The sequence below is a fragment of the Virgibacillus subterraneus genome, assembly GCF_900110695.1.
GTDB lineage: Bacteria > Bacillota > Bacilli > Bacillales > Amphibacillaceae > Lentibacillus > Lentibacillus subterraneus.
In genome coordinates, this window is the sequence record NZ_FOEH01000002.1 from 573,810 (window position 1) to 591,987 (window position 18,178).

Consider the following 18,178-nt stretch of genomic DNA (forward strand, 5'->3'; position numbering starts at 1 on the left):
AGGAGGAGATTTACTTGGCATTTATTATTACATCACCTTGTAAAGATGAGAAATCAGGCGAATGTGTCGAAGTTTGTCCTGTTGATTGTATAGAAGAAGGAAAAGATATGTTCTTCATTGATCCGGATATATGTATTGATTGTGGAGCTTGTGAAGCAGTTTGCCCAGTGGAAGCTATTTATATGGAAGATGAAGTTCCTGAAGAAGAAAATGAATACATTGCTTTAAATCGTAAATTCTATGAAGATCAACAATAAAGCAACAGCCGCTACTCATAAGAGGGCGGCTTTTATTTTATCGAAAAATTATTATAACCCTTATGCTCCTCTATTTTCTCCACTGTTATATCATCAACACGAATGAACTGATTAAACCCACTTTCCAGCTCTATTAAAAATGAATTTACACTTGTCTCCTTACCTTCAACTTCCAATTCAACAGTACCATTGGATTGATTTTGGACCCATCCGGTTAAACCATGTTCTTTTGCTTTTTGCTGAGTGGTGTACCTGAAACCAACTCCCTGTACTCGCCCGCTTACAGTTACATGTAGAAGCATGTAATCACTCCCTAGAATAATATTACTTTATTGCATATTTTTTACAATGCATAACAACCTAATAGTATATTACCGCAAAATATGCTAATTAAACTAATAACTCGATGATAAAGTATATGGGTTTCACTTGAATCTATTTATGTGATAATTGTCACTTAAATTTAAATATTCAATATAATTAATTGTTCCATAAAATGATACATGATATGCTAAATCTACTAGATGGAATAAGTTTCTATCTTAATTATTATAAACAATTAATAAAAATAGTACACTCAAAGAGGTGATCATTTTATGTCAGGTCCTGCATTAAAACATGTCGATAGTCACAAAGCTATTCATGAAGCAGCACTAAATGAGGCAATTGAATTGACGAATTTCCTCGATAAGCTAGTTAGAGATAATCATAGCGAAAAAGCGTTGGAACTAGCTTATGTAATTGTCGAACAATGGGAAACTAGAACACTTCGACATGCTGAAGCTGAAGAAGAAGGATTATATAAAGAATTAGTTGAAGAAAATCCCGATCTAAATGAGGATATTGTTGCATTAACCAGAGATCATAATTTGTTAAGGATATTAATTAAGGAAATTAAATCCACTCTAAAAGACGACGGCATCAATGATGGAGTTGTCCAAAAATTCCAATCGTTAATTATAGTAGATGAGCTTCATAACCAAAAAGAAATGGAAGTACTACCAGAACACTAATCATATATTAAAAAAATTACTGGAGGTGAGTTGATATGGAATCAGAACGATTACAGACAGAGCAGGAACAATTTTTAAGAGTCGCTTTGCCGGATCTGTACAGCTTTCTAATGGAAGAAGTGGAAAAACATTATAATATACATCCTTATGATATCCAAGCACACGTCATTAAAGATTCGAAGCAATACCAACTCATTTTTTATTATGGAGATGGCTTCGCACACCAAAAATCGAAGTATTTTTCACATGAAGCAGTTGAAAGAATGGGTGAGGAAATGACAGACTTTTCCAAAGAACTTGGAGAAGCTTGTAAAGAAGTTATGATAGCAGATTATTTTAAAATGATGAAGATGTAATAACTCCAGCAAAAAAAGGGGGATTTAGATGTTGTTTGAAGACGGTGCTAGTTATGTCCAGGATAGAGAAGACCTGATAGCAATACTTAAGATGCGATTTGGGGAAATACCCCCAAAAGTGATTGAAGAAATATATGCGATTGAGGAATACAACACCTTAGAACGTTTAATAGTGGTTTCTTCAAACGTTCCAAGCCTAAAGATATTTCTTGAAGAATTAAAAGAAGGTGCAGGCAGTTTTAAAATTCTTGGCGAACGGTTTAATCCTATCCAATCATTAAATGAAGAAGGTGAAAATAGATGAGGAGCAGTAATAAACTGTTAGAAACACTTAAACATATCCGTCATGGTGAAAAAATTAATGATGATTTCACCGAGGAAAGTCCTCGTCCGCGTGATTCTGAAGATATATATCGGAGACGCTGGCAGCATGACAAGATAGTCAGATCAACCCATGGGGTAAACTGTACCGGTTCATGCAGCTGGAAGATTTATGTTAAGGATGGAATTATTACATCCGAGACACAGCAGACGGACTATCCAAGTACCGGAGATGATTTTCCGGAGTATGAACCAAGAGGCTGTCCTAGGGGTGCAAGTTTTTCTTGGTATACATACAGCCCTATTCGTGTTAAGTATCCATACATACGCAGTGACTTATATGAATTATGGAAACAAGAGCGAGAACAATCTGCTGATCCAGTAAAAGCTTGGGAGAATATTACAGAAAATCCTGAAAAACGAGCAAAGTATGTCAGTGCTCGAGGCAAGGGAGGATTTGTCCGAGCATCATGGAGAGATATGTGCGAGATTATTGCTAGTTCAAGTATCCATACAATTAAAAATTACGGGCCAGATCGGATTGCAGGATTCAGTCCAATTCCAGCCATGTCTATGGTCAGTTATTCTGCAGGAACCCGCTTTTTATCATTACTTGGTGGTACTATATTAAGTTTTTATGATTGGTATGCTGATTTACCACCAGCATCACCTCAAGTATGGGGAGAACAGACTGATGTCCCGGAAAGTGCCGATTGGTATAACTCCAAATATTTCATTATCTGGGGAACTAATTTACCTCAAACCCGTACACCTGACGCACACTTTATGGTGGAAGCAAGGTATAATGGCACCAAAGTTGTTGGAGTCAGTCCCGACTATGCTGAATATGAAAAGTTTGCTGACATCTGGCTTCCTGCTCGGGCAGGAACTGATGGTGCTTTAGCTATGGCCATGACCCACGTTATTTTAAAAGAGTTCTATGTAAACAAAGAAACACCATACTTTACTTCGTATGCAAAGAAATTTACTGACTTGCCATTTTTGGTGACATTGAATGAAGAAAATGGATCCTACCGCAGTAACCGTTTCCTTCGGGCATCAGACCTGAACGGTGATCACAAGTTAAGTGAGTGGAAAACAACGGTATGGGACGAAACTACGGGTAATTTAGAAACACCAAATGGTAGCATGGGATTCCGTTGGGATGACGACAATAAATGGAACCTGGAACTGGAAAAAGAAGATGGAAGTTCTATCGATCCATTATTAAGCTTTATTGACAACCCAGATGAAACAGCAATGGTGCAGTTCCCGTATTTTGCAGAGAAGAATGGCAATATTGTGGAACGCGGAGTACCAGTTAAGACTATTCAGAACAATAATGGTGAAACACTTAAAGTAACTACTGTCTATGACTTAATGATGGCACATACTGGGGTCAATCGTAATTTACCTGGTGATTATCCGACAGATTATGATGATCCAAAACCTTATACACCAGCATGGCAAGAGAGCATCACAGGAGTTAATAAAACCCACGTTATTAAAGTTGCAAAGGAGTTTGCAGACAACGCTGAACGCACAAAAGGAAAATCTATGATAGCAATGGGTGGCGGAACAAATCACTGGTACCATAGTGATCAAATATACAGAAGTATCCTTAACCTTGTGCTGCTTACAGGCTCACAGGGCGTAAACGGCGGAGGCTGGGCACATTATGTTGGCCAGGAGAAAGTAAGACCTCAAGAGGGGTGGCAACAAGTAGCTTTTGCAAATGACTGGGAAAAAGCACCACGTCTGCAGAACGGAACTTCTTATTTTTACTTTCAAACGGATCAGTTTAGATATGAAACTGTGCCTGATGAGGAAGAAGAAACCGACTGGGGAAACAAATACGATTCAATCCACCCTGCAGATATAAATGCTCTATCAGCAAGACTAGGCTGGTTACCGTCATATCCGCAATTTACAAAGAATTCAATTGATATTGTGAAAGAGATCCGGGAAAGAGGAGCACAATCCGAACAAGAGATAATTGATGATGTTGTAAGTCAACTGAAGGATGACAAGCTTGAGTGGGCAATTGAAAATCCGGATGATCCGAGAAACTTCCCTAGAGTATTTTTTAATTGGCGATCCAACCTGTTGGGAGATAGTGGAAAAGGCCACGAATTCTTTGTTAAGCACTTAGTTGGGGGAGATAATCAGGTGCTTGCAGAACCCGAAAATTCTTGGCAGCCTTCAGACGTAAAAACTGATGGTGAAGCACCTACCGGTAAAGCTGATCTATTAGTCAGTGTCGATTTCCGTATGACAAGTTCAGGTCTCTTTTCAGATATTGTGTTGCCGGCTGCAACCTGGTATGAGAAATTTGATATTAGCAGTACCGACATGCATCCGTTTGTACACCCTTTCAATGCTGCTATTTCACCACCTTGGGAAGCTAAAAGCGATTGGAACACATTCCGGGAAATCAGTAAAGTTTTCTCAGAACTTGCGGAAGAACATCTTCCAGCTACAGAGGAATTACACACTTCGCCTCTTGCACACGACTCAAAAAGTGAGATTTCTCAGCCATTTGGCAAGGTGAAGGATTGGCGAAAAGGAGAAGTAGAGGCAATTCCTGGAAAAACAATGCCGAACATGAAAGTTGTTACACGTGACTATCCAAATGTTTTCCGAAAACTGACCACTATCGGTCCGTTGATTAAAAATGGTTACGGTGGTAAGGGTGTTACAATTCCAGGGGAAGAGGTTTATGAAGAACTTGGTTCACGACTTGGCAAGTCAAGACGTGAAGGCATCGGAAAAGGTAATCCAGACTTATATACTGACAAACAAGCAATTAATGCAATTCTGCTTATGTCTGGCGCAACAAATGGTAAACGGGCAGTTGCAGGATGGAAATCACTCGAGGCCAAAACAGGACAGAATCTTGGTGATATTTCCCGAGCACGTGAGGAAGAAGATCATACATTATATGATTTAAGTATTCAGCCACGTACCGCTATCTCAACACCTGTTTGGAGCGGACTTGAAAAAGACCATCGACGTTATTCTCCATTTACTGTTAATACGGAATATAACATTCCATGGCGTACGCTGACAGGGCGGCAAAGCTTTTATATGGATCATGAAATGATGCTCGACTTTGGTGAAGGGTTACCATTATATTTGCCACCGTTAAATTACGGTCCGTTTCTGAAGAGCGAGAAAGGCGTTGAAGAAAATGGGAAATCGATTACTGTCAGATATCTGACACCACACCAAAAATGGGGAATTCACACAATGTTTACAGATACCACGCATATGTCAACATTGTTCAGAGGCTGGCAGACGATTTGGATGAACGAAGAAGATGGCGCATCGATTGATCTAAATGATAATGATTTTGTTGAGGTTTATAATCGAAATGGTGCAATTGCTGCAAGAGTTGTTCTCACGTATCGTATCCCCAGAGGTATGGCCTACATGTATCATGCGCAGGACCGTACAATGGGTGTCCCAGCAACTTCGATCAGCAAAAAACGTGGCGGAACTCATAACAGTGTTACGCGTATAACACTGAAACCAACACATATGATTGGCGGTTATTCACAATTGAGTTATGGGTTCAATTATTACGGCCCAACGGGACATCAGAGAGATACAATTGCAGTTATTAGAGCACTTAAGGAGGTTGATTGGCTTGAGAATTAAGGCACAGGTAGCAATGGTTATGCACTTGGATAAATGTATTGGTTGCCATACTTGTTCAGTTACATGTAAAAATACTTGGACAAATCGTCCCGGAACAGAATATATGTGGTTTAACAATGTGGAAACACGTCCCGGACCTGGTTATCCTAAAAAATGGGAGGATTCCGATCACTATAAAGGTGGTTGGGTTCTAAAAAACGGGAAGCTGCAGCTTAAAGCAGGTGGCCCTATATCCAAACTTATGAACATCTTTTACAATCCTGATATGGCTACTATGGAAGATTATTACGAGCCATGGACATATGATTATCAAAACCTGATTAATAGTCCCAAAGGTGAAAATCTGCCTGTTGCCAGACCGCAATCCCAGATAACAGGAGAGTTCATTGACAAACCGGAATGGGGACCCAACTGGGATGATGACCTTGCAGGAGGAACTGAGATTGTATCGACGGATCCAACAGTTGAAAAACTGCAAGAGCATATTTCAATGCAATACGAGAAAACATTTATGATGTATTTACCTAGAATCTGTGAACATTGTTTGAATCCATCATGTGTTGCGTCATGTCCTTCAGGTGCACTATATAAACGTGATGAAGATGGAATTGTCCTGGTCGATCAGGAAGCATGTCGTGGATGGCGCTTTTGTATGAGTGGCTGCCCATATCACAAAGTTTATTATAACTGGAACACACATAAAGCTGAAAAATGTAACTTCTGCTATCCAAGAACTGAAGCAGGAATGCCAACCATTTGTTCTGAAACATGTGTTGGAAGAATTCGCTATATTGGCGTAGTTTTGTATGATGCGGATAAAGTAAAAGATGCTGCATCTGTTGAAGATCCACAAGATCTTTATGAAGCACAGCTTTCTGTGTTTTTGGATCCATTTGATCCAGAAGTTATTGAGGAAGCGAGAAAAGCTGGAATTAATGATGAGTGGATTGATGGGGCACAAAATTCTCCTGTATACAAAATGGCAATAAAGTGGAAAATTGCGTTACCGTTACATCCGGAATACCGTACATTACCAATGGTTTGGTACGTACCACCGCTAAGTCCAATTATGAATCATATTACAAATGAAGACGAATTGGACACTGACGGGTATATTCCTGCTGTTGATCAGATGCGTATCCCGGTTCAATACCTAGCTTCCATACTTGCGGCCGATGACACCAAAGTTATCCGTAAAGTACTTCTTAAATTAATAGCTATGCGAGTTCATATGCGAGGTAAAACAGTAGGTGGTATCGATGAATTCAGACAAAGCGAATTATTAAATGATGCAGACACGAATCCTGAAGAGGTTGAGGATATGGCACGTTTACTAGGTATTGCAAAGTATAATGAAAGATTTGTCATTCCAACTGGGCGAAGAGAAATGGATGGCGAAGACAAACTTTACTATGAGCAGGGTGCTTGCAGTTTAGAAGATTTAGCACCACCAGAGGGTGTAGTAACAACAGCATTTGGAAAGGGTAGATAAGCATATGGAAGAGCAGGAACGTACCATACTTGTTATTGGTTCCCGTTTGTTAGCCTATCCTGACGATAATTTCATTAATGAACAGATAGATATAAAAGACTGTATTAACGATAATATAACGTCACCAGAATTAAAGAAAGAACTGGACAAGGCATTAAAGTCAATTCACCGATTATCACCAGAAGAGCTTAAAAAGTTGTATGTATCAACATTTGACTTAAAAGCTAAACATGGCTTATATCTAACTGCTCACGAATTAGGTGATAGCAGTAAACGAGGTGCAGCATTTATTAGGCTGCAAAAAATTATCAGTGATGCAGGATTTGAAAGAGTAGATGACGAACTAGCTGATTACATTCCAATGTTGTTTGAGTTCCTGGCTGTCGCTCCAGACAGTCAGGACAATGATCGACTGGTTAGACGTCTCGCTGTTGCATTAAAGCGAATCATCAGCAGTCTTCCGCTTGATAATCCTTATTACAATATATTGTACATCTTAAGAAAAAATGTGTTCCCTGAACCAACAAAAGAAGAAATTGCCAAATTGGAATTTGAAAGAGAAGACGCGGATCTGGAAGAATTACCATACCCTATCATGTACAAGTAATCAAAATCACAGCAAAGGAGGGATAATGTGTGAGTGAAATTTTCTGGTGGGTGATTTTCCCATATATAACCATAGTTATTATGATAGTTGGTTTATTAAATCGCTTTGCATTTCGACAATTGACATGGGCAGCACCATCAACGGAATTCTTTGAAAAAAGATGGCTTCGGATTGGTTCACCCTTGTTTCACTTTGGGATTATTTTTGCGTTTTTCGGACATGTCATGGGAATCGTTATCCCAATGGATTTTTATCAGGCAATAGGAGTATCAGATCATTTGTACCATATTGGAGCAGTATATGGGGGATCTCTTGCAGGTATAATGGTAGTCGCAGGACTGATTATCTTGCTGATTCGAAAAATGACTATTGATCCAGTCAGGATTCATGCAACGTTTGCAGACTTCTATTCGGTAATAGCGCTTCTAATTGTTTCAGCTATTGGAACATATATGACCGTTTTTCAAGATGTAACACCTCAGGAGTTTGATTATCGAACATCTATTGGACCTTGGTTCAGAAGTTTATTTATTTTGAATCCACAGTACCACCTAATGGGAAATATCCCGTTCATCTTTAAGTTACACACTTTGACAGCTTTCGGGTTATTTGCATCAATACCGTTTACTAGATTAGTTCATTTTTATACTATTCCTGTAACATACCCAGCGAGGTCACCACAACAATACCGCTCAAGATCTCAATATAAAAATAAAGTAAAATAATAGTGGACAAAAAAGAATTGAGAGACTTCAGTTCTTTTTTGTTATTTAAGAAAAGAAATTTTCTTATGCATAAGTGCAACTAAGGCATGATTATAAGCCACTTTTCTAACTATCCCGAGCATTAATGTATAATTATCGTATTACTGATAAAAATAAAGTTGAGCTTATAGTCGACAAGATAAAGGAGTTAAGGTAGATGTCACACAACATGAAATTACCTCAAAATCCAGAGCCATACTGGCGGGATTCTGTACAATTACCTTCATACCCGTCACTGGATAAATCGATCAAAACTGATGTTGGTATTGTAGGTGGCGGTATAACAGGAATTACAGCTGCGTATTTACTGGCAAGGGAAGGCGTACAAGTTGTCTTAATTGATGCCAGTGAAATACTCAATGGTACAACAGGCCATACCACGGCCAAAATCACTGCTCAACATGGGTTAATATATAATGAACTAATCGAGCACTTCGGTTCCAAAAAAGCTTCATTATATTACAAGGGTGCAACCGAAGCAAAAAAGCTTATTAGCGACATCGTTACAGAACACAAAATAGATTGTAATCTCAAGGAAGAGGATGCGTATGTATTCACGAATGATGATTCCTACATATCCAAATTGGAGAACGAAAAGAAAGCCTATGACCAATTGGAAATACCCAGTGAACTAGTTAAAAACATGCCACTTGATGTACCTATGAAATCGGCATTATTAATGAAGCGACAGGCACAGTTTCATCCATTGAAATACCTTAAGGCATTGCTGAAAGACAGTGTTGAAAATGGGCTTGAAATTTATGAAAATACTACTGCAGCAGATATTGAATATAACAAACACCCTTCAATTATATTGAAAGATGGAAATCGTATTACATGTCGTTATGTTATTGAGGCGTCTCATTATCCATTTTTTGATGGACAAGGGTTTTATCCAACACGAATGTATGCTGATAGATCCTATGTAGTTGCAGGGAAGTCTAATAAAAAATTTCCTGGTGGAATGTATATAAATGCAGAAGAACCAACAAGATCAATTCGTGTTGCAGAGGATGATCTGTGGCTGATAAGTGGAGAAAACCATAAAGCAGGTCAAGGCAAATCAACAATGCATCATTATAATGTATTACAAGAATATGCCGAAAATAATTTTGGGATTTCAGAGTTTGTAAATCGATGGTCAGCACAAGATTTAATAACATTGGATAATGTTCCATATATAGGCCCCATTACAAAGGCACAACAATCTGTTTTTGTTGCAACCGGTTTTCGTAAATGGGGCATGACAAATGGTACGCTGGCAGCAAAAATGATAACCGATATGATTCTTCAAGAAGATACACTTTACAAAGAATTATATACACCTTCGCGTTTTCAAGCTGATCCTGCATTGCGCCAGTTCACAGGAATTAACGCCGATGTAGCAAAACATATGGCAAAAGGGAAAATGGATAGAAGAGATGATAATTTAGATGATCTATCCCCCGATAATGCTACTGTTACACGAATTAATGGACAAAGAACCGGAGTTTACAAAGATAATGAAAAGAATCTTTATGCTTTAGATACTACATGTACCCACATGAAATGTGAAGTAGAGTGGAATTCTGGTGATCGAACGTGGGATTGCCCCTGTCATGGATCAAGATTTTCCTATACTGGTGAAGTTATAGAGGGTCCAGCAAAAAAACCTTTACCTAAGGTTGAAATCGAATAATTAGTTTCTTTACCAATCAGAAGCAGCCAATTTGGTTGCTTCTTTTTTAACTTAAATGAAAATTAGATATAAATTTTACAAAGTCAGTTTCAATTTCATGTTCATATTTGTAAATTATATACATACTTGCTGTTGGCAACTCCATAAAAGAAACGGGAATTTCTATTAATCTGCCTTCGATTATTTCACGATTTATAATGGATTTTGGAAGAAAACTAACACCAATACCTTCCAAAATAAAACGTTTTGCTATATAGGAGTGTGTGACGCTCATAAATTGGTATGAAGATAGTGTGGCTTTCAATTGCTCCTTTAGAAAATTCCAATAGGATGGATGATTATCTGTTAATATAATATTATTTTCAAGAAGATCCTTTGCATCAACAATAGGACCAGACTCCGCATCATAGCCGTCATGATTACATACAAGAACAACAGACTCCTCGTGAAATTTTAAGCATTTCACGTTTGGATCTCCAGGTAAACAGGACAATCCAACATCGACACTCCCATCTTCTACTACAGCCGCTATTTCCTTTGATTCCAATACTTTTATCGATAATTCAACATGTGGATACTGCTTTTTATACTCTCTTAATGTACTTGGCAGAATTGTATCTGCGAGTAAAGGGGAAATAGCAATACGTATTGTTTTATTAAATCCTTGCTGGAATTTGCTGATTTGACTTAAACTTCTTTCACTTTGTGCAACAATTTCCTTTGCTTCTTTGTGAAATAAACGACCTAACTCAGTTAATTTTATATGCCTCCCACGTTTATCGAACAGCTTGCCACCGATTTCTTTTTCCAATTGCCTTATTTGGGAACTAACTGCTGGCTGAGTAATAAACAGTTTTTCCGAAACAATCCTATAATTCTCATGTTCTGCAGCCAAAATGAAGGTTTTTAATGTTCGTGTATCGATAATAGCACCCCATTAATAAAATATATTTATTATTATACTAAAAATATTTAAATTTTAATAATGATTGAATCAATATATAATTGAAATATCAATGAGAGGGAAGGGGGAGCGTATAATGTACCAGCCAGGATTAAAAGGAGTAATTGTTACGGAAACGAAGTTAAGTAATATAGATGGCAAAAATGGAAGATTGATTTATCGAGGGACACCCATTCAAAACCTTGTAAAAAATAACACATTTGAAGAAGTTGCATACTTTTTGCTGTACGGGGAATTACCATCTAATCAAGCACTCGCTGTATTTAATTCAAAGTTAAAGAACAAGCGCAAATTGCCTGGCCATGTCAAAGAAATAATAGATAACATACCAAAACATCTATCTATAATGGATGTTCTGAGAACTGCAATATCTTCATTATCTAGTAATACTGATGCTATCCAGCTTATAGCGATCATGCCAACAATAATCGCTTACCGTTATCGGAGATTAAGTTCTATGAAAGTAATTGAACCTGATTTGAACCTAACTCATGTTGAAAACTTTCTTTATATGCTTGTTGGCAATGTAAATAAATCGGACGTTAAGATGCTTGAGGCGTATATGATTATGACTATGGAACATGGTATGAATGCATCGACATTTTCCGCAAGAGTAACTGTTTCCACACAAAGTGATCTGACTGCTGCGGTAACAAGTGCTTTAGGAACTATGAAAGGACCATTACATGGCGGCGCACCATCTGGAGTTATAGAATTACTTGATGAAATAGGTAACGAAAATAAAATAGGTGAAGTAATTCACAAAAAACTAAATAATAATGAAAGAATTATGGGATTTGGCCATAGAGTGTATAAAACGTTTGATCCACGTGCAGAAGCTCTAAAAGATAAAATACTCGAGTTGGCTGATATTCCTGATTGGATTGATTTAGCATTAAAAACGGAACAAGAAACAATAAGAATACTGAACACATATAAACCAAATCAGAAACTATATACAAACGTAGAATATTATGCTGCAGCAATTATGAAATCACTGGAGTTAGATTCAACATTATTTACAGCAATCTTTAGTTCAAGCAGAGTTGTTGGTTGGTGTACACACGCAACGGAACAAGCAAACAATAATACAATTTTTAGGCCAGCAGCTAGATATGTTGGAGAAAAATAATCACGAAATCACGTTATAAATTTATAGCGTGATTTTTCTATTACATCTCAATATCAATAGTATACTTGGATATTGAGATGTAATTTATTAAAATTGCTATAACTTCCTATAATATATATTATGTTAACTAGGAATAAACCTTAACAGAACAATAACTCCAGGTCTCTGGTGCTCATAATATTCATTATTGGGTAGTTACATCCTGAGCGGTCTTCTAACTTTCGGTTCGGTGCCCATAATGTTCAATGACCGTCGTTTAAGTGCCGGTTCCCGCCCATAATTATCAGGTGCGTCCTCATAACACTATTTTTAGGAGGTCGTTACATTGAAATTGCATCATGCCATTGACGATTATTTAGCGTATGTCGAAGTGGAAAAAAATTGTTCGGTTCACACCATTCATGCGTATTCCTTTGATTTGCATTGTTTGGAAAGGTTTTAACGGATCATGGCCGGTCACTGGATTTGGCGGATATCACTGCCTCAACAATTCGGCGGTTTATCCAGGATCAGGTTCTGAATCACCAAATCAAACCACGAACCATCCAGCGCAGAATTTCCTGTTTGAAATCGTTCAGTACCTATTGTGTAAAAGAAAATTATATTCACCTCGATTTTATGGCTGGCATTATTGCTCCAAAAGGAGATCATAAGCTGCCGCATTACATGAAGCTGGCTGAGCTGCAACAATTTATTCGCTACCTGCAGAAAGATCGTCACCCGTTTGCGCTTCGTAATGAAGCATTATTTAAACTACTTGCAACAACGGGTATGCGACGAGCCGAAATTATTGACCTCAACTGGGAACAAATTGATTTAGTAGCAAACACAGTATTAATTCATGGAAAAGGAAAAAAAGAGCGGCTCCTCCCCCTTCATCCCATGGTGATTCCGGTCTTGAAGGAATATCAAAGAAATTTACCAAAAGATAAACGATATCCATCAGAACCGGTTTTTTGGAGTAGATTGAAAAAAGAACTCAATCCACGATCTGTTCATTTTTTATTTAAAGAATTGCTGACAAAAGCTGGCTTACCTGCACACCGGTTTTCATTACATCACTTGCGGCATACGTTTGCGACAATTCTACTTCAGCAAAATGATAAGGTCGATTTGCGTACCTTACAGGAGTTATTGGGGCACTCCAGTCTTGCGACCACTTCGGTGTACACGCACATTGACCTAGAACAAAAGAAAAAAGCAATTGAATCTTTTCTAGTAAAGGATAAAGAGTAAATTAACAAAACAGCTTTCCTGCTAGTTGTCAGGAAAGCTGTTTTGTTTGGTGCTACCATACCCCTTTTTGATTAGTTGAATAGCAAGTTTCGGATGCGTATCTAATAATTGTATTAGTGTATCTTCATCTAAATTTAAACTTGTTTCGTTGTTTGCATGTCTCCCCTCCTGTTTATTTGAGTTAGATGGTAGAATTGAATCGGGACTCTGGGTTAAGCCATCCTCTAATTCTTGTTCAATCTTCGTCAATTCAGTTCGCAGGAGATTAATTTTACGTTGATCCCTCCTTAAATAGTAATGAATGTTTTCTTTTTCACTATGGCCAAGCATAAACTTGATGGTGTCCGTCCCAATTCCCCTTTCGTCAATCAGTGTAGCGATGGTTGCGCGAAAACCATGAGGTGTAACGCGTTCCCCTCCTTCCCACCCTAATTCTTGACAAATCTTGTTTGTGATTCGATTCAATTGTTTATTCTGAAGTGGTTGTCCTTTTAGCCCGTATAATAGTGAATCATCAGGTTGCAGCTGATTTTCTTTTATATGGTTTTGTGTCAATTTAATTAAAGCAGGTGGTAACGGAAAAAATTGAACTTTGTGTTTACTGTTTACAATACCTGCATTATACCGAAGCATTTCCTGATCAAATAATACATCGTTTACTATTAATTTTGTTAATGCCTCATTACCTAGACCAGTAAATAGCATCACTTTTACAGTTATCTCAACATCATTTCCCTCGTTTTTAAGTGTTTGTACATGTCGATAAACTTGTTTTAATTTGTCCAAGTTCATTATAGGAGAATGATGTTCGCTCAATCCCTTTGGTAATAAGGTCCTTTCCTAAGCGAATAATAGCAGTTAACATAGACAGCATGCGCTCATTTTTCGAAACATCGTAAATCATAGATTTATCAATCATTAAGGTGTCAATTTCGACACTTTTCATGACGTTCAAAGATGAATATCCCGTCCCAAAATCGCTCGATGGCAACTTTTAAGCCCAATTCTTTCAACCCTTGTATGAGTTGTGATGAGTCCTCTACATCTAACATAACACTTTCTGTAATTTCGATTTCGAGATCATTCGGATTAATATTCTCTTCTTCGATAATTCCCTTTACCTAAAATGGGAAATTTCTATCCTTGAACTGCCTTGCTGATACATTCACAGAAACCATTACTTTTGGAAGTTTTTGTTTCTCCCACTTTTTGATTTGATGGCATGCCTCTCTAAGCACCCATTCCCCAATAGGAAGAATAAGTCCCGTTTCTTCAGAGATTGGAATAAATTCGTTAGGAGATACAGGACCAAAAGAAAGATTCCATCGAAGCAAAGCTTCCATTCAAAGCATTCCTGCTTATTACATTAAATGACCCTTTAAAGAAATATCAGACGCAGCTTTACTCATGATTTGCGCCCGATTGTTGAAAGGATAACAAATCCAGCTTAAGCCCTTAATAAACTTCTGTTTCCACATGATTTGCTTGAAATTGGCTTGGCGAAAGTCCAGTACTTCGTTTAAACGCATTATAAAAACTGGAAATGCTTTGATATCCTATTTGATAGCCAATTTCCGTGCTGTTTAACTTAGTCATTAAAAGTAGCTCTTTCGCCTTCTTGATTCTGATTTCTTCCAAATACATATGTGGCGTATAGCCAGTTCTGTTCTTAAAGATTCGGTTTAAATGAAAACGACTGACCCCTACCTTTAAAGCTACTTCATTTAAGGGCATCTTTTGGTAATAATTATTCTTTATGACCTTCTTTGTATCTTCTATAATCGACTGAAACGGATCGTAACTCTTTGATTCTAAGTCGGGACGACACCTTTTACAAGGTCGGTACCCTGCTTTTTGAGCATCCGCTACATTGGAAAAGAAGGACACGTTACCAACATTCGGTACTTTTGATTTGCAAGACGGTCGGCAAAAAATACCTGTTGTCTTTACTGCATAAAAGAATATCCCATCATAAGCTGAATCACACAAGACTGTTGCCTTCCACATTGTATCCTTGGAAATATCATTTTGATCCTTCATTAGATTTCAACCCTCCCTTGTAGGCAAAAATCCCCTTATTCATAACCATATAAATCGCATATAAAGCCACGACAATTAACGGAACAAAAATATAAAATTGGAAAAATGGGATTACCAGTAAGCATAAAATAAAAGCGGTTAATGATGCCCACCATGGCAGTGTGCTCTTCTTAAACAATCTCACCCCTGCTGCCATCGAAAGAATATAGACTAAAATTCCAAGAGAGGTAGGAATAAACAAAATATCATCGAACGTCAGTGACAAAGCCTTTACCACTAAAACACCTACCGCCGAAAAACAGATTACAAACAATACCATCCTTCTCGGAATTTGAGTCGTTGTATGCAGTCTTGAAAGAGCTTTTGGGAAGGCACCATCCCTGCTTAATGAATACCCTAATTGTGTTAGACTGGCCACAAACGTATTTGATGTTCCTGTGCAAATGATTAATGCTAAAATAGCTGTGACAAATTTGGCGCCTGCACCCACTGCATCTCCCATTATAACACCAATAGGAGACAGGTTGCTTTCCTTACTGCCATACGTAGCCGTTCCAATGGTGACCAGACTTAACGCCAAAAATAGTACACCAATGATAACTGCACTAACAACGGCCCCCTTGACAATATCTTTGTCCGGTTTCTTAAAGTTATTAGCCAGATTACAAATGGCCTCCCAGCCGAAAAACGACCAAAAGATAACCGTCATAGCACTTCCAACGGAAAACCATCCATTTGGAACAAAAGGAGTAAAATTCCCCCATTGTATATTAGACAACGACACAGATACGGCTGATAGTAAAAGTACAAGTAACAAAGTGCTTAAAATCAATGCGACTTTACCACTGACATTTACACCGTAATAATTTGAAACACCTGCAATCACCAAAATAAAGACGGCAATTAGGGTTCTTACAAAGGGAGAAAATCCAAACGCCTTACTGACGTAAAAAGCACCAGTCAATGATACGATTGTTTGCCCAACTGCTGCGGTTACAAAGTAAAACCAACCAACAATATTGCCAAGGTGATATCCGAAAGATTTTCTAACAAAGGTTGCTGCTCCACCAACATCAGGATATTTTCGGGCCAATCTTGCAAAAGAATAGGCAAGCGGAAAACTAATTAAATTAACGATAAACCAGGATACAATAGATGCAGGGCCTGCTATTGAAGCTGTAACTCCCGACAAAAAAAGGACGCCTGATCCTAGTATGGCTGCAATATATAATGCAATTCCTTGAAATAATCCAATGGATCTATTATTCATGATCTCACCCCTCTTTCAGCTTTTAATATACTAAAAAGGGAAGAACAATTCTTCTTGTTTTTTGCGGTTTAATTCGCTAATGAAACGATCTAAATGCTTTTTTACATTAGTTTTTATTCCACAAAATGGCCCTTAAATGTAAAAAGGGCGCGTTATTCGATAAACGCGCCCGATTGCTGAAGACCGTTCTGCACATCTATGCTTTCTGGATAAAGAAGAAACAATCCTAAACTTTCATATCCAGTTTCTTTGGGATACTGTGGTGACATATCAGTTATATCACTTTCCATATACTGTGGAAGTTCAGCTCCAACACTAACTGCCCCCGCAATTGTTTTTATTAAAACCTCATCGTTTTTAAGATGTTGTAAGGACTTTTTAGTCCATTTTAGTTTTTTCTTTCCATGCAATTCGAGTGATTTTCGTTCCATTGCTTTAACCACCTTTAAGTCGATTGCAAGTTCCTTCTTGTGCTACCTGCACCGTCAGTTCGATATCATCATACTTTAATATAACATAATATTCCGAATTTACTATTTGATCTTCCGATAAGAAAAGACTTTCAAATTGATGATCGCTTTGTTTAACTCTTGCACCCTTTAGTTTAGAACCCTTCAGACTCATCAAAGTAAAAATAAGTCCAAGAAAAGCCATCATAGGTGAATAAATATTATTTATCTAAGTCCAAATATCAAATACTCTGTTTACTATCTCACCAACCACAACATTCGGTATACCAAATGCAACCAATTTATATTTAAGACGATTTCTCCCTTTGTAACTTGCATAATCATGATTATTTCTAAACTCGTTATAACGGTAAAACCAAACCATTCCAATTTGCATATATAGGGCTATAACTAAACTAATTAACCCTACAATTAAATTTAAAAAAACTAAGATTTCTACATAGCCTATTATCCAAACAGTTATTATTGAAATAAATACGAGAAATAATCCTGATAAAAACCATTTTCTCATTTGAATTAAAACCAACTTTCAATGAAAATATTTTTTGTTTTAAAATCCTTTTATACAAAATTCAATTTGTCTTCTTTCTTCTTTGTTCAATTCTTTTTTTATTATTAAATCTGCCATTTATGGGGGCATTAAATGTTCTATTAAAATTTGCTAGTCATTAACCTAACTGTAACTTTCCTAAATGGCTTATTGAATTTCTTTTTTTCGCATCCAAAATATTGGTTTATTATAGTTCCTTTCTGGCTATTGGAGAAATATGGTGCTGTGCATAGAAGCAGGATTGATGAAGATCTGTTAGGTAATGAAGGGCATAAACCTAGAGTTCATACGGCGTTTAATGAATGCAAACCATAAAATATAAATTACCTTAATAAAATACAAATGCACAGAAAAATGCAGGATAAATT

The 18,178-nt window shown here is 37.4% G+C and carries 21 protein-coding genes; 12 read left to right on the plus strand and 9 right to left on the minus strand.

What is annotated here, in order from left to right; genetic code table 11:
* Positions 1 to 14: 14 nt before the first annotated feature.
* Complete coding sequence (locus tag BMY13_RS09445; protein WP_092492771.1) at positions 15 to 257, plus strand: ferredoxin family protein; 243 nt, start codon at positions 15 to 17, stop codon at positions 255 to 257.
* A gap of 32 nt (positions 258 to 289) precedes the next feature.
* On the opposite strand, the gene BMY13_RS09450 is transcribed toward BMY13_RS09445, so the two are convergent.
* Positions 290 to 559, minus strand: coding sequence for an acylphosphatase (locus BMY13_RS09450; protein WP_092504138.1), 270 nt, complete (start codon positions 557 to 559; stop codon positions 290 to 292).
* A gap of 294 nt (positions 560 to 853) precedes the next feature.
* Here BMY13_RS09450 and BMY13_RS09455 point away from each other — a divergent pair, with 294 nt between their 5' ends.
* The 8 genes from BMY13_RS09455 (at position 854) to BMY13_RS09490 (ending at position 10,148) form a co-directional block, all read left to right on the plus strand.
* Positions 854 to 1,270 carry a hemerythrin domain-containing protein gene (locus BMY13_RS09455; RefSeq protein WP_092504140.1) on the plus strand — a complete coding sequence of 139 codons (417 nt, stop codon included), beginning with the start codon at positions 854 to 856 and terminating at the stop codon, positions 1,268 to 1,270.
* Positions 1,271 to 1,305: 35 nt separating this feature from the next.
* Positions 1,306 to 1,626, plus strand: a complete 321-nt coding sequence (locus BMY13_RS09460; protein ID WP_092492774.1) for a hypothetical protein — start codon at positions 1,306 to 1,308, stop codon at positions 1,624 to 1,626.
* A gap of 28 nt (positions 1,627 to 1,654) precedes the next feature.
* Entirely contained in the window at positions 1,655 to 1,930 is a 276-nt protein-coding gene (locus BMY13_RS09465; protein ID WP_092492775.1) for a hypothetical protein, read from the plus strand.
* Complete coding sequence (locus tag BMY13_RS09470; RefSeq protein WP_092504142.1) at positions 1,927 to 5,607, plus strand: nitrate reductase subunit alpha; 3,681 nt, start codon at positions 1,927 to 1,929, stop codon at positions 5,605 to 5,607. Before BMY13_RS09465 ends, BMY13_RS09470 begins: the two co-directional genes overlap by 4 nt.
* On the plus strand, positions 5,597 to 7,099 hold the full coding sequence (gene narH, locus BMY13_RS09475) for a nitrate reductase subunit beta (protein ID WP_092504144.1): 1,503 nt from the start codon (positions 5,597 to 5,599) through the stop codon (positions 7,097 to 7,099). Before BMY13_RS09470 ends, narH begins: the two co-directional genes overlap by 11 nt.
* A 4-nt stretch (positions 7,100 to 7,103) precedes the next feature.
* On the plus strand, positions 7,104 to 7,706 hold the full coding sequence (gene narJ / locus BMY13_RS09480) for a nitrate reductase molybdenum cofactor assembly chaperone (protein WP_092504146.1): 603 nt from the start codon (positions 7,104 to 7,106) through the stop codon (positions 7,704 to 7,706).
* A gap of 29 nt (positions 7,707 to 7,735) precedes the next feature.
* Complete coding sequence (gene narI, locus BMY13_RS09485) at positions 7,736 to 8,431, plus strand: respiratory nitrate reductase subunit gamma (RefSeq protein WP_092492779.1); 696 nt, start codon at positions 7,736 to 7,738, stop codon at positions 8,429 to 8,431.
* 196 nt (positions 8,432 to 8,627) lie between these two features.
* Positions 8,628 to 10,148, plus strand: coding sequence for an FAD-dependent oxidoreductase (locus tag BMY13_RS09490; protein WP_092504148.1), 1,521 nt, complete (start codon positions 8,628 to 8,630; stop codon positions 10,146 to 10,148).
* A gap of 46 nt (positions 10,149 to 10,194) precedes the next feature.
* Here BMY13_RS09490 and BMY13_RS09495 read toward each other — a convergent pair whose 3' ends face one another.
* Positions 10,195 to 11,076 carry a LysR family transcriptional regulator gene (locus BMY13_RS09495; protein ID WP_342728800.1) on the minus strand — a complete coding sequence of 294 codons (882 nt, stop codon included), beginning with the start codon at positions 11,074 to 11,076 and terminating at the stop codon, positions 10,195 to 10,197.
* A gap of 112 nt (positions 11,077 to 11,188) precedes the next feature.
* On the opposite strand from BMY13_RS09495, the gene BMY13_RS09500 reads away from it, so the two are divergent.
* From BMY13_RS09500 to BMY13_RS09505, 3 genes are all read left to right on the plus strand, one after another.
* Complete coding sequence (locus tag BMY13_RS09500) at positions 11,189 to 12,244, plus strand: citrate/2-methylcitrate synthase (protein WP_092504152.1); 1,056 nt, start codon at positions 11,189 to 11,191, stop codon at positions 12,242 to 12,244.
* A 325-nt stretch (positions 12,245 to 12,569) separates the two neighbouring features.
* Positions 12,570 to 12,686 carry a site-specific integrase gene (locus tag BMY13_RS19730; protein ID WP_245736070.1) on the plus strand — a complete coding sequence of 39 codons (117 nt, stop codon included), beginning with the start codon at positions 12,570 to 12,572 and terminating at the stop codon, positions 12,684 to 12,686.
* A 23-nt stretch (positions 12,687 to 12,709) separates the two neighbouring features.
* Positions 12,710 to 13,480: a tyrosine-type recombinase/integrase gene (locus BMY13_RS09505; protein WP_245736071.1), complete on the plus strand. Its 771-nt coding sequence runs from the start codon at positions 12,710 to 12,712 to the stop codon at positions 13,478 to 13,480.
* Positions 13,481 to 13,501: 21 nt separating this feature from the next.
* Here the strand turns inward: BMY13_RS09505 and BMY13_RS09510 are convergent, their stop codons facing one another.
* The 7 genes from BMY13_RS09510 to BMY13_RS09545 all read right to left on the minus strand — a co-directional run bounded on the left by BMY13_RS09510 (position 13,502) and on the right by BMY13_RS09545 (position 17,771).
* The gene (locus BMY13_RS09510; protein WP_092504154.1) at positions 13,502 to 14,272 is read right to left on the minus strand and encodes a site-specific integrase; all 771 of its coding nucleotides are present in this window, start codon (positions 14,270 to 14,272) and stop codon (positions 13,502 to 13,504) included.
* Positions 14,223 to 14,471 carry an EAL domain-containing protein gene (locus BMY13_RS09515; protein WP_281243681.1) on the minus strand — a complete coding sequence of 83 codons (249 nt, stop codon included), beginning with the start codon at positions 14,469 to 14,471 and terminating at the stop codon, positions 14,223 to 14,225. Before BMY13_RS09515 ends, BMY13_RS09510 begins: the two co-directional genes overlap by 50 nt.
* A gap of 130 nt (positions 14,472 to 14,601) precedes the next feature.
* Positions 14,602 to 14,823 (minus strand): EAL domain-containing protein, encoded by a 222-nt coding sequence (locus BMY13_RS09520; protein ID WP_092504158.1) that lies wholly within the window; start codon positions 14,821 to 14,823, stop codon positions 14,602 to 14,604.
* A 112-nt stretch (positions 14,824 to 14,935) separates the two neighbouring features.
* The gene (locus tag BMY13_RS09525) at positions 14,936 to 15,520 is read right to left on the minus strand and encodes a bifunctional transcriptional activator/DNA repair enzyme AdaA (RefSeq protein WP_092492789.1); all 585 of its coding nucleotides are present in this window, start codon (positions 15,518 to 15,520) and stop codon (positions 14,936 to 14,938) included.
* Complete coding sequence (locus BMY13_RS09530) at positions 15,504 to 16,790, minus strand: APC family permease (protein WP_092504160.1); 1,287 nt, start codon at positions 16,788 to 16,790, stop codon at positions 15,504 to 15,506. The genes BMY13_RS09525 and BMY13_RS09530 overlap by 17 nt, the downstream gene beginning before the upstream one ends.
* A 152-nt stretch (positions 16,791 to 16,942) precedes the next feature.
* Positions 16,943 to 17,221 carry a hypothetical protein gene (locus BMY13_RS09535; RefSeq protein WP_092504162.1) on the minus strand — a complete coding sequence of 93 codons (279 nt, stop codon included), beginning with the start codon at positions 17,219 to 17,221 and terminating at the stop codon, positions 16,943 to 16,945.
* 247 nt (positions 17,222 to 17,468) lie between these two features.
* The gene (locus BMY13_RS09545; RefSeq protein ID WP_092504164.1) at positions 17,469 to 17,771 is read right to left on the minus strand and encodes a hypothetical protein; all 303 of its coding nucleotides are present in this window, start codon (positions 17,769 to 17,771) and stop codon (positions 17,469 to 17,471) included.
* Between the last annotated feature and the right edge of the window lie 407 nt (positions 17,772 to 18,178).

Excerpts from the sequence above, each read along its gene's own strand:
- BMY13_RS09545 (WP_092504164.1), bottom strand. The coding sequence starts at position 17,771 with ATGAGAAAATGGTTTTTATCAGGATTATTTCTCGTATTTATTTCAATA.
- BMY13_RS09510 (WP_092504154.1), bottom strand. The coding sequence starts at position 14,272 with ATGAACTTGGACAAATTAAAACAAGTTTATCGACATGTACAAACACTT.
- BMY13_RS09450 (WP_092504138.1), bottom strand. The coding sequence starts at position 559 with ATGCTTCTACATGTAACTGTAAGCGGGCGAGTACAGGGAGTTGGTTTC.
- BMY13_RS09455 (WP_092504140.1), top strand. The coding sequence starts at position 854 with ATGTCAGGTCCTGCATTAAAACATGTCGATAGTCACAAAGCTATTCAT.
- BMY13_RS09465 (WP_092492775.1), top strand. The coding sequence starts at position 1,655 with ATGTTGTTTGAAGACGGTGCTAGTTATGTCCAGGATAGAGAAGACCTG.
- BMY13_RS09535 (WP_092504162.1), bottom strand. The coding sequence starts at position 17,221 with ATGGAACGAAAATCACTCGAATTGCATGGAAAGAAAAAACTAAAATGG.
- BMY13_RS09470 (WP_092504142.1), top strand. The coding sequence starts at position 1,927 with ATGAGGAGCAGTAATAAACTGTTAGAAACACTTAAACATATCCGTCAT.
- BMY13_RS09525 (WP_092492789.1), bottom strand. The coding sequence starts at position 15,520 with ATGAAGGATCAAAATGATATTTCCAAGGATACAATGTGGAAGGCAACA.
- BMY13_RS09530 (WP_092504160.1), bottom strand. The coding sequence starts at position 16,790 with ATGAATAATAGATCCATTGGATTATTTCAAGGAATTGCATTATATATT.
- BMY13_RS09490 (WP_092504148.1), top strand. The coding sequence starts at position 8,628 with ATGTCACACAACATGAAATTACCTCAAAATCCAGAGCCATACTGGCGG.
- BMY13_RS09460 (WP_092492774.1), top strand. The coding sequence starts at position 1,306 with ATGGAATCAGAACGATTACAGACAGAGCAGGAACAATTTTTAAGAGTC.
- BMY13_RS09520 (WP_092504158.1), bottom strand. The coding sequence starts at position 14,823 with ATGGAAGCTTTGCTTCGATGGAATCTTTCTTTTGGTCCTGTATCTCCT.
- narJ (WP_092504146.1), top strand. The coding sequence starts at position 7,104 with ATGGAAGAGCAGGAACGTACCATACTTGTTATTGGTTCCCGTTTGTTA.
- BMY13_RS09500 (WP_092504152.1), top strand. The coding sequence starts at position 11,189 with ATGTACCAGCCAGGATTAAAAGGAGTAATTGTTACGGAAACGAAGTTA.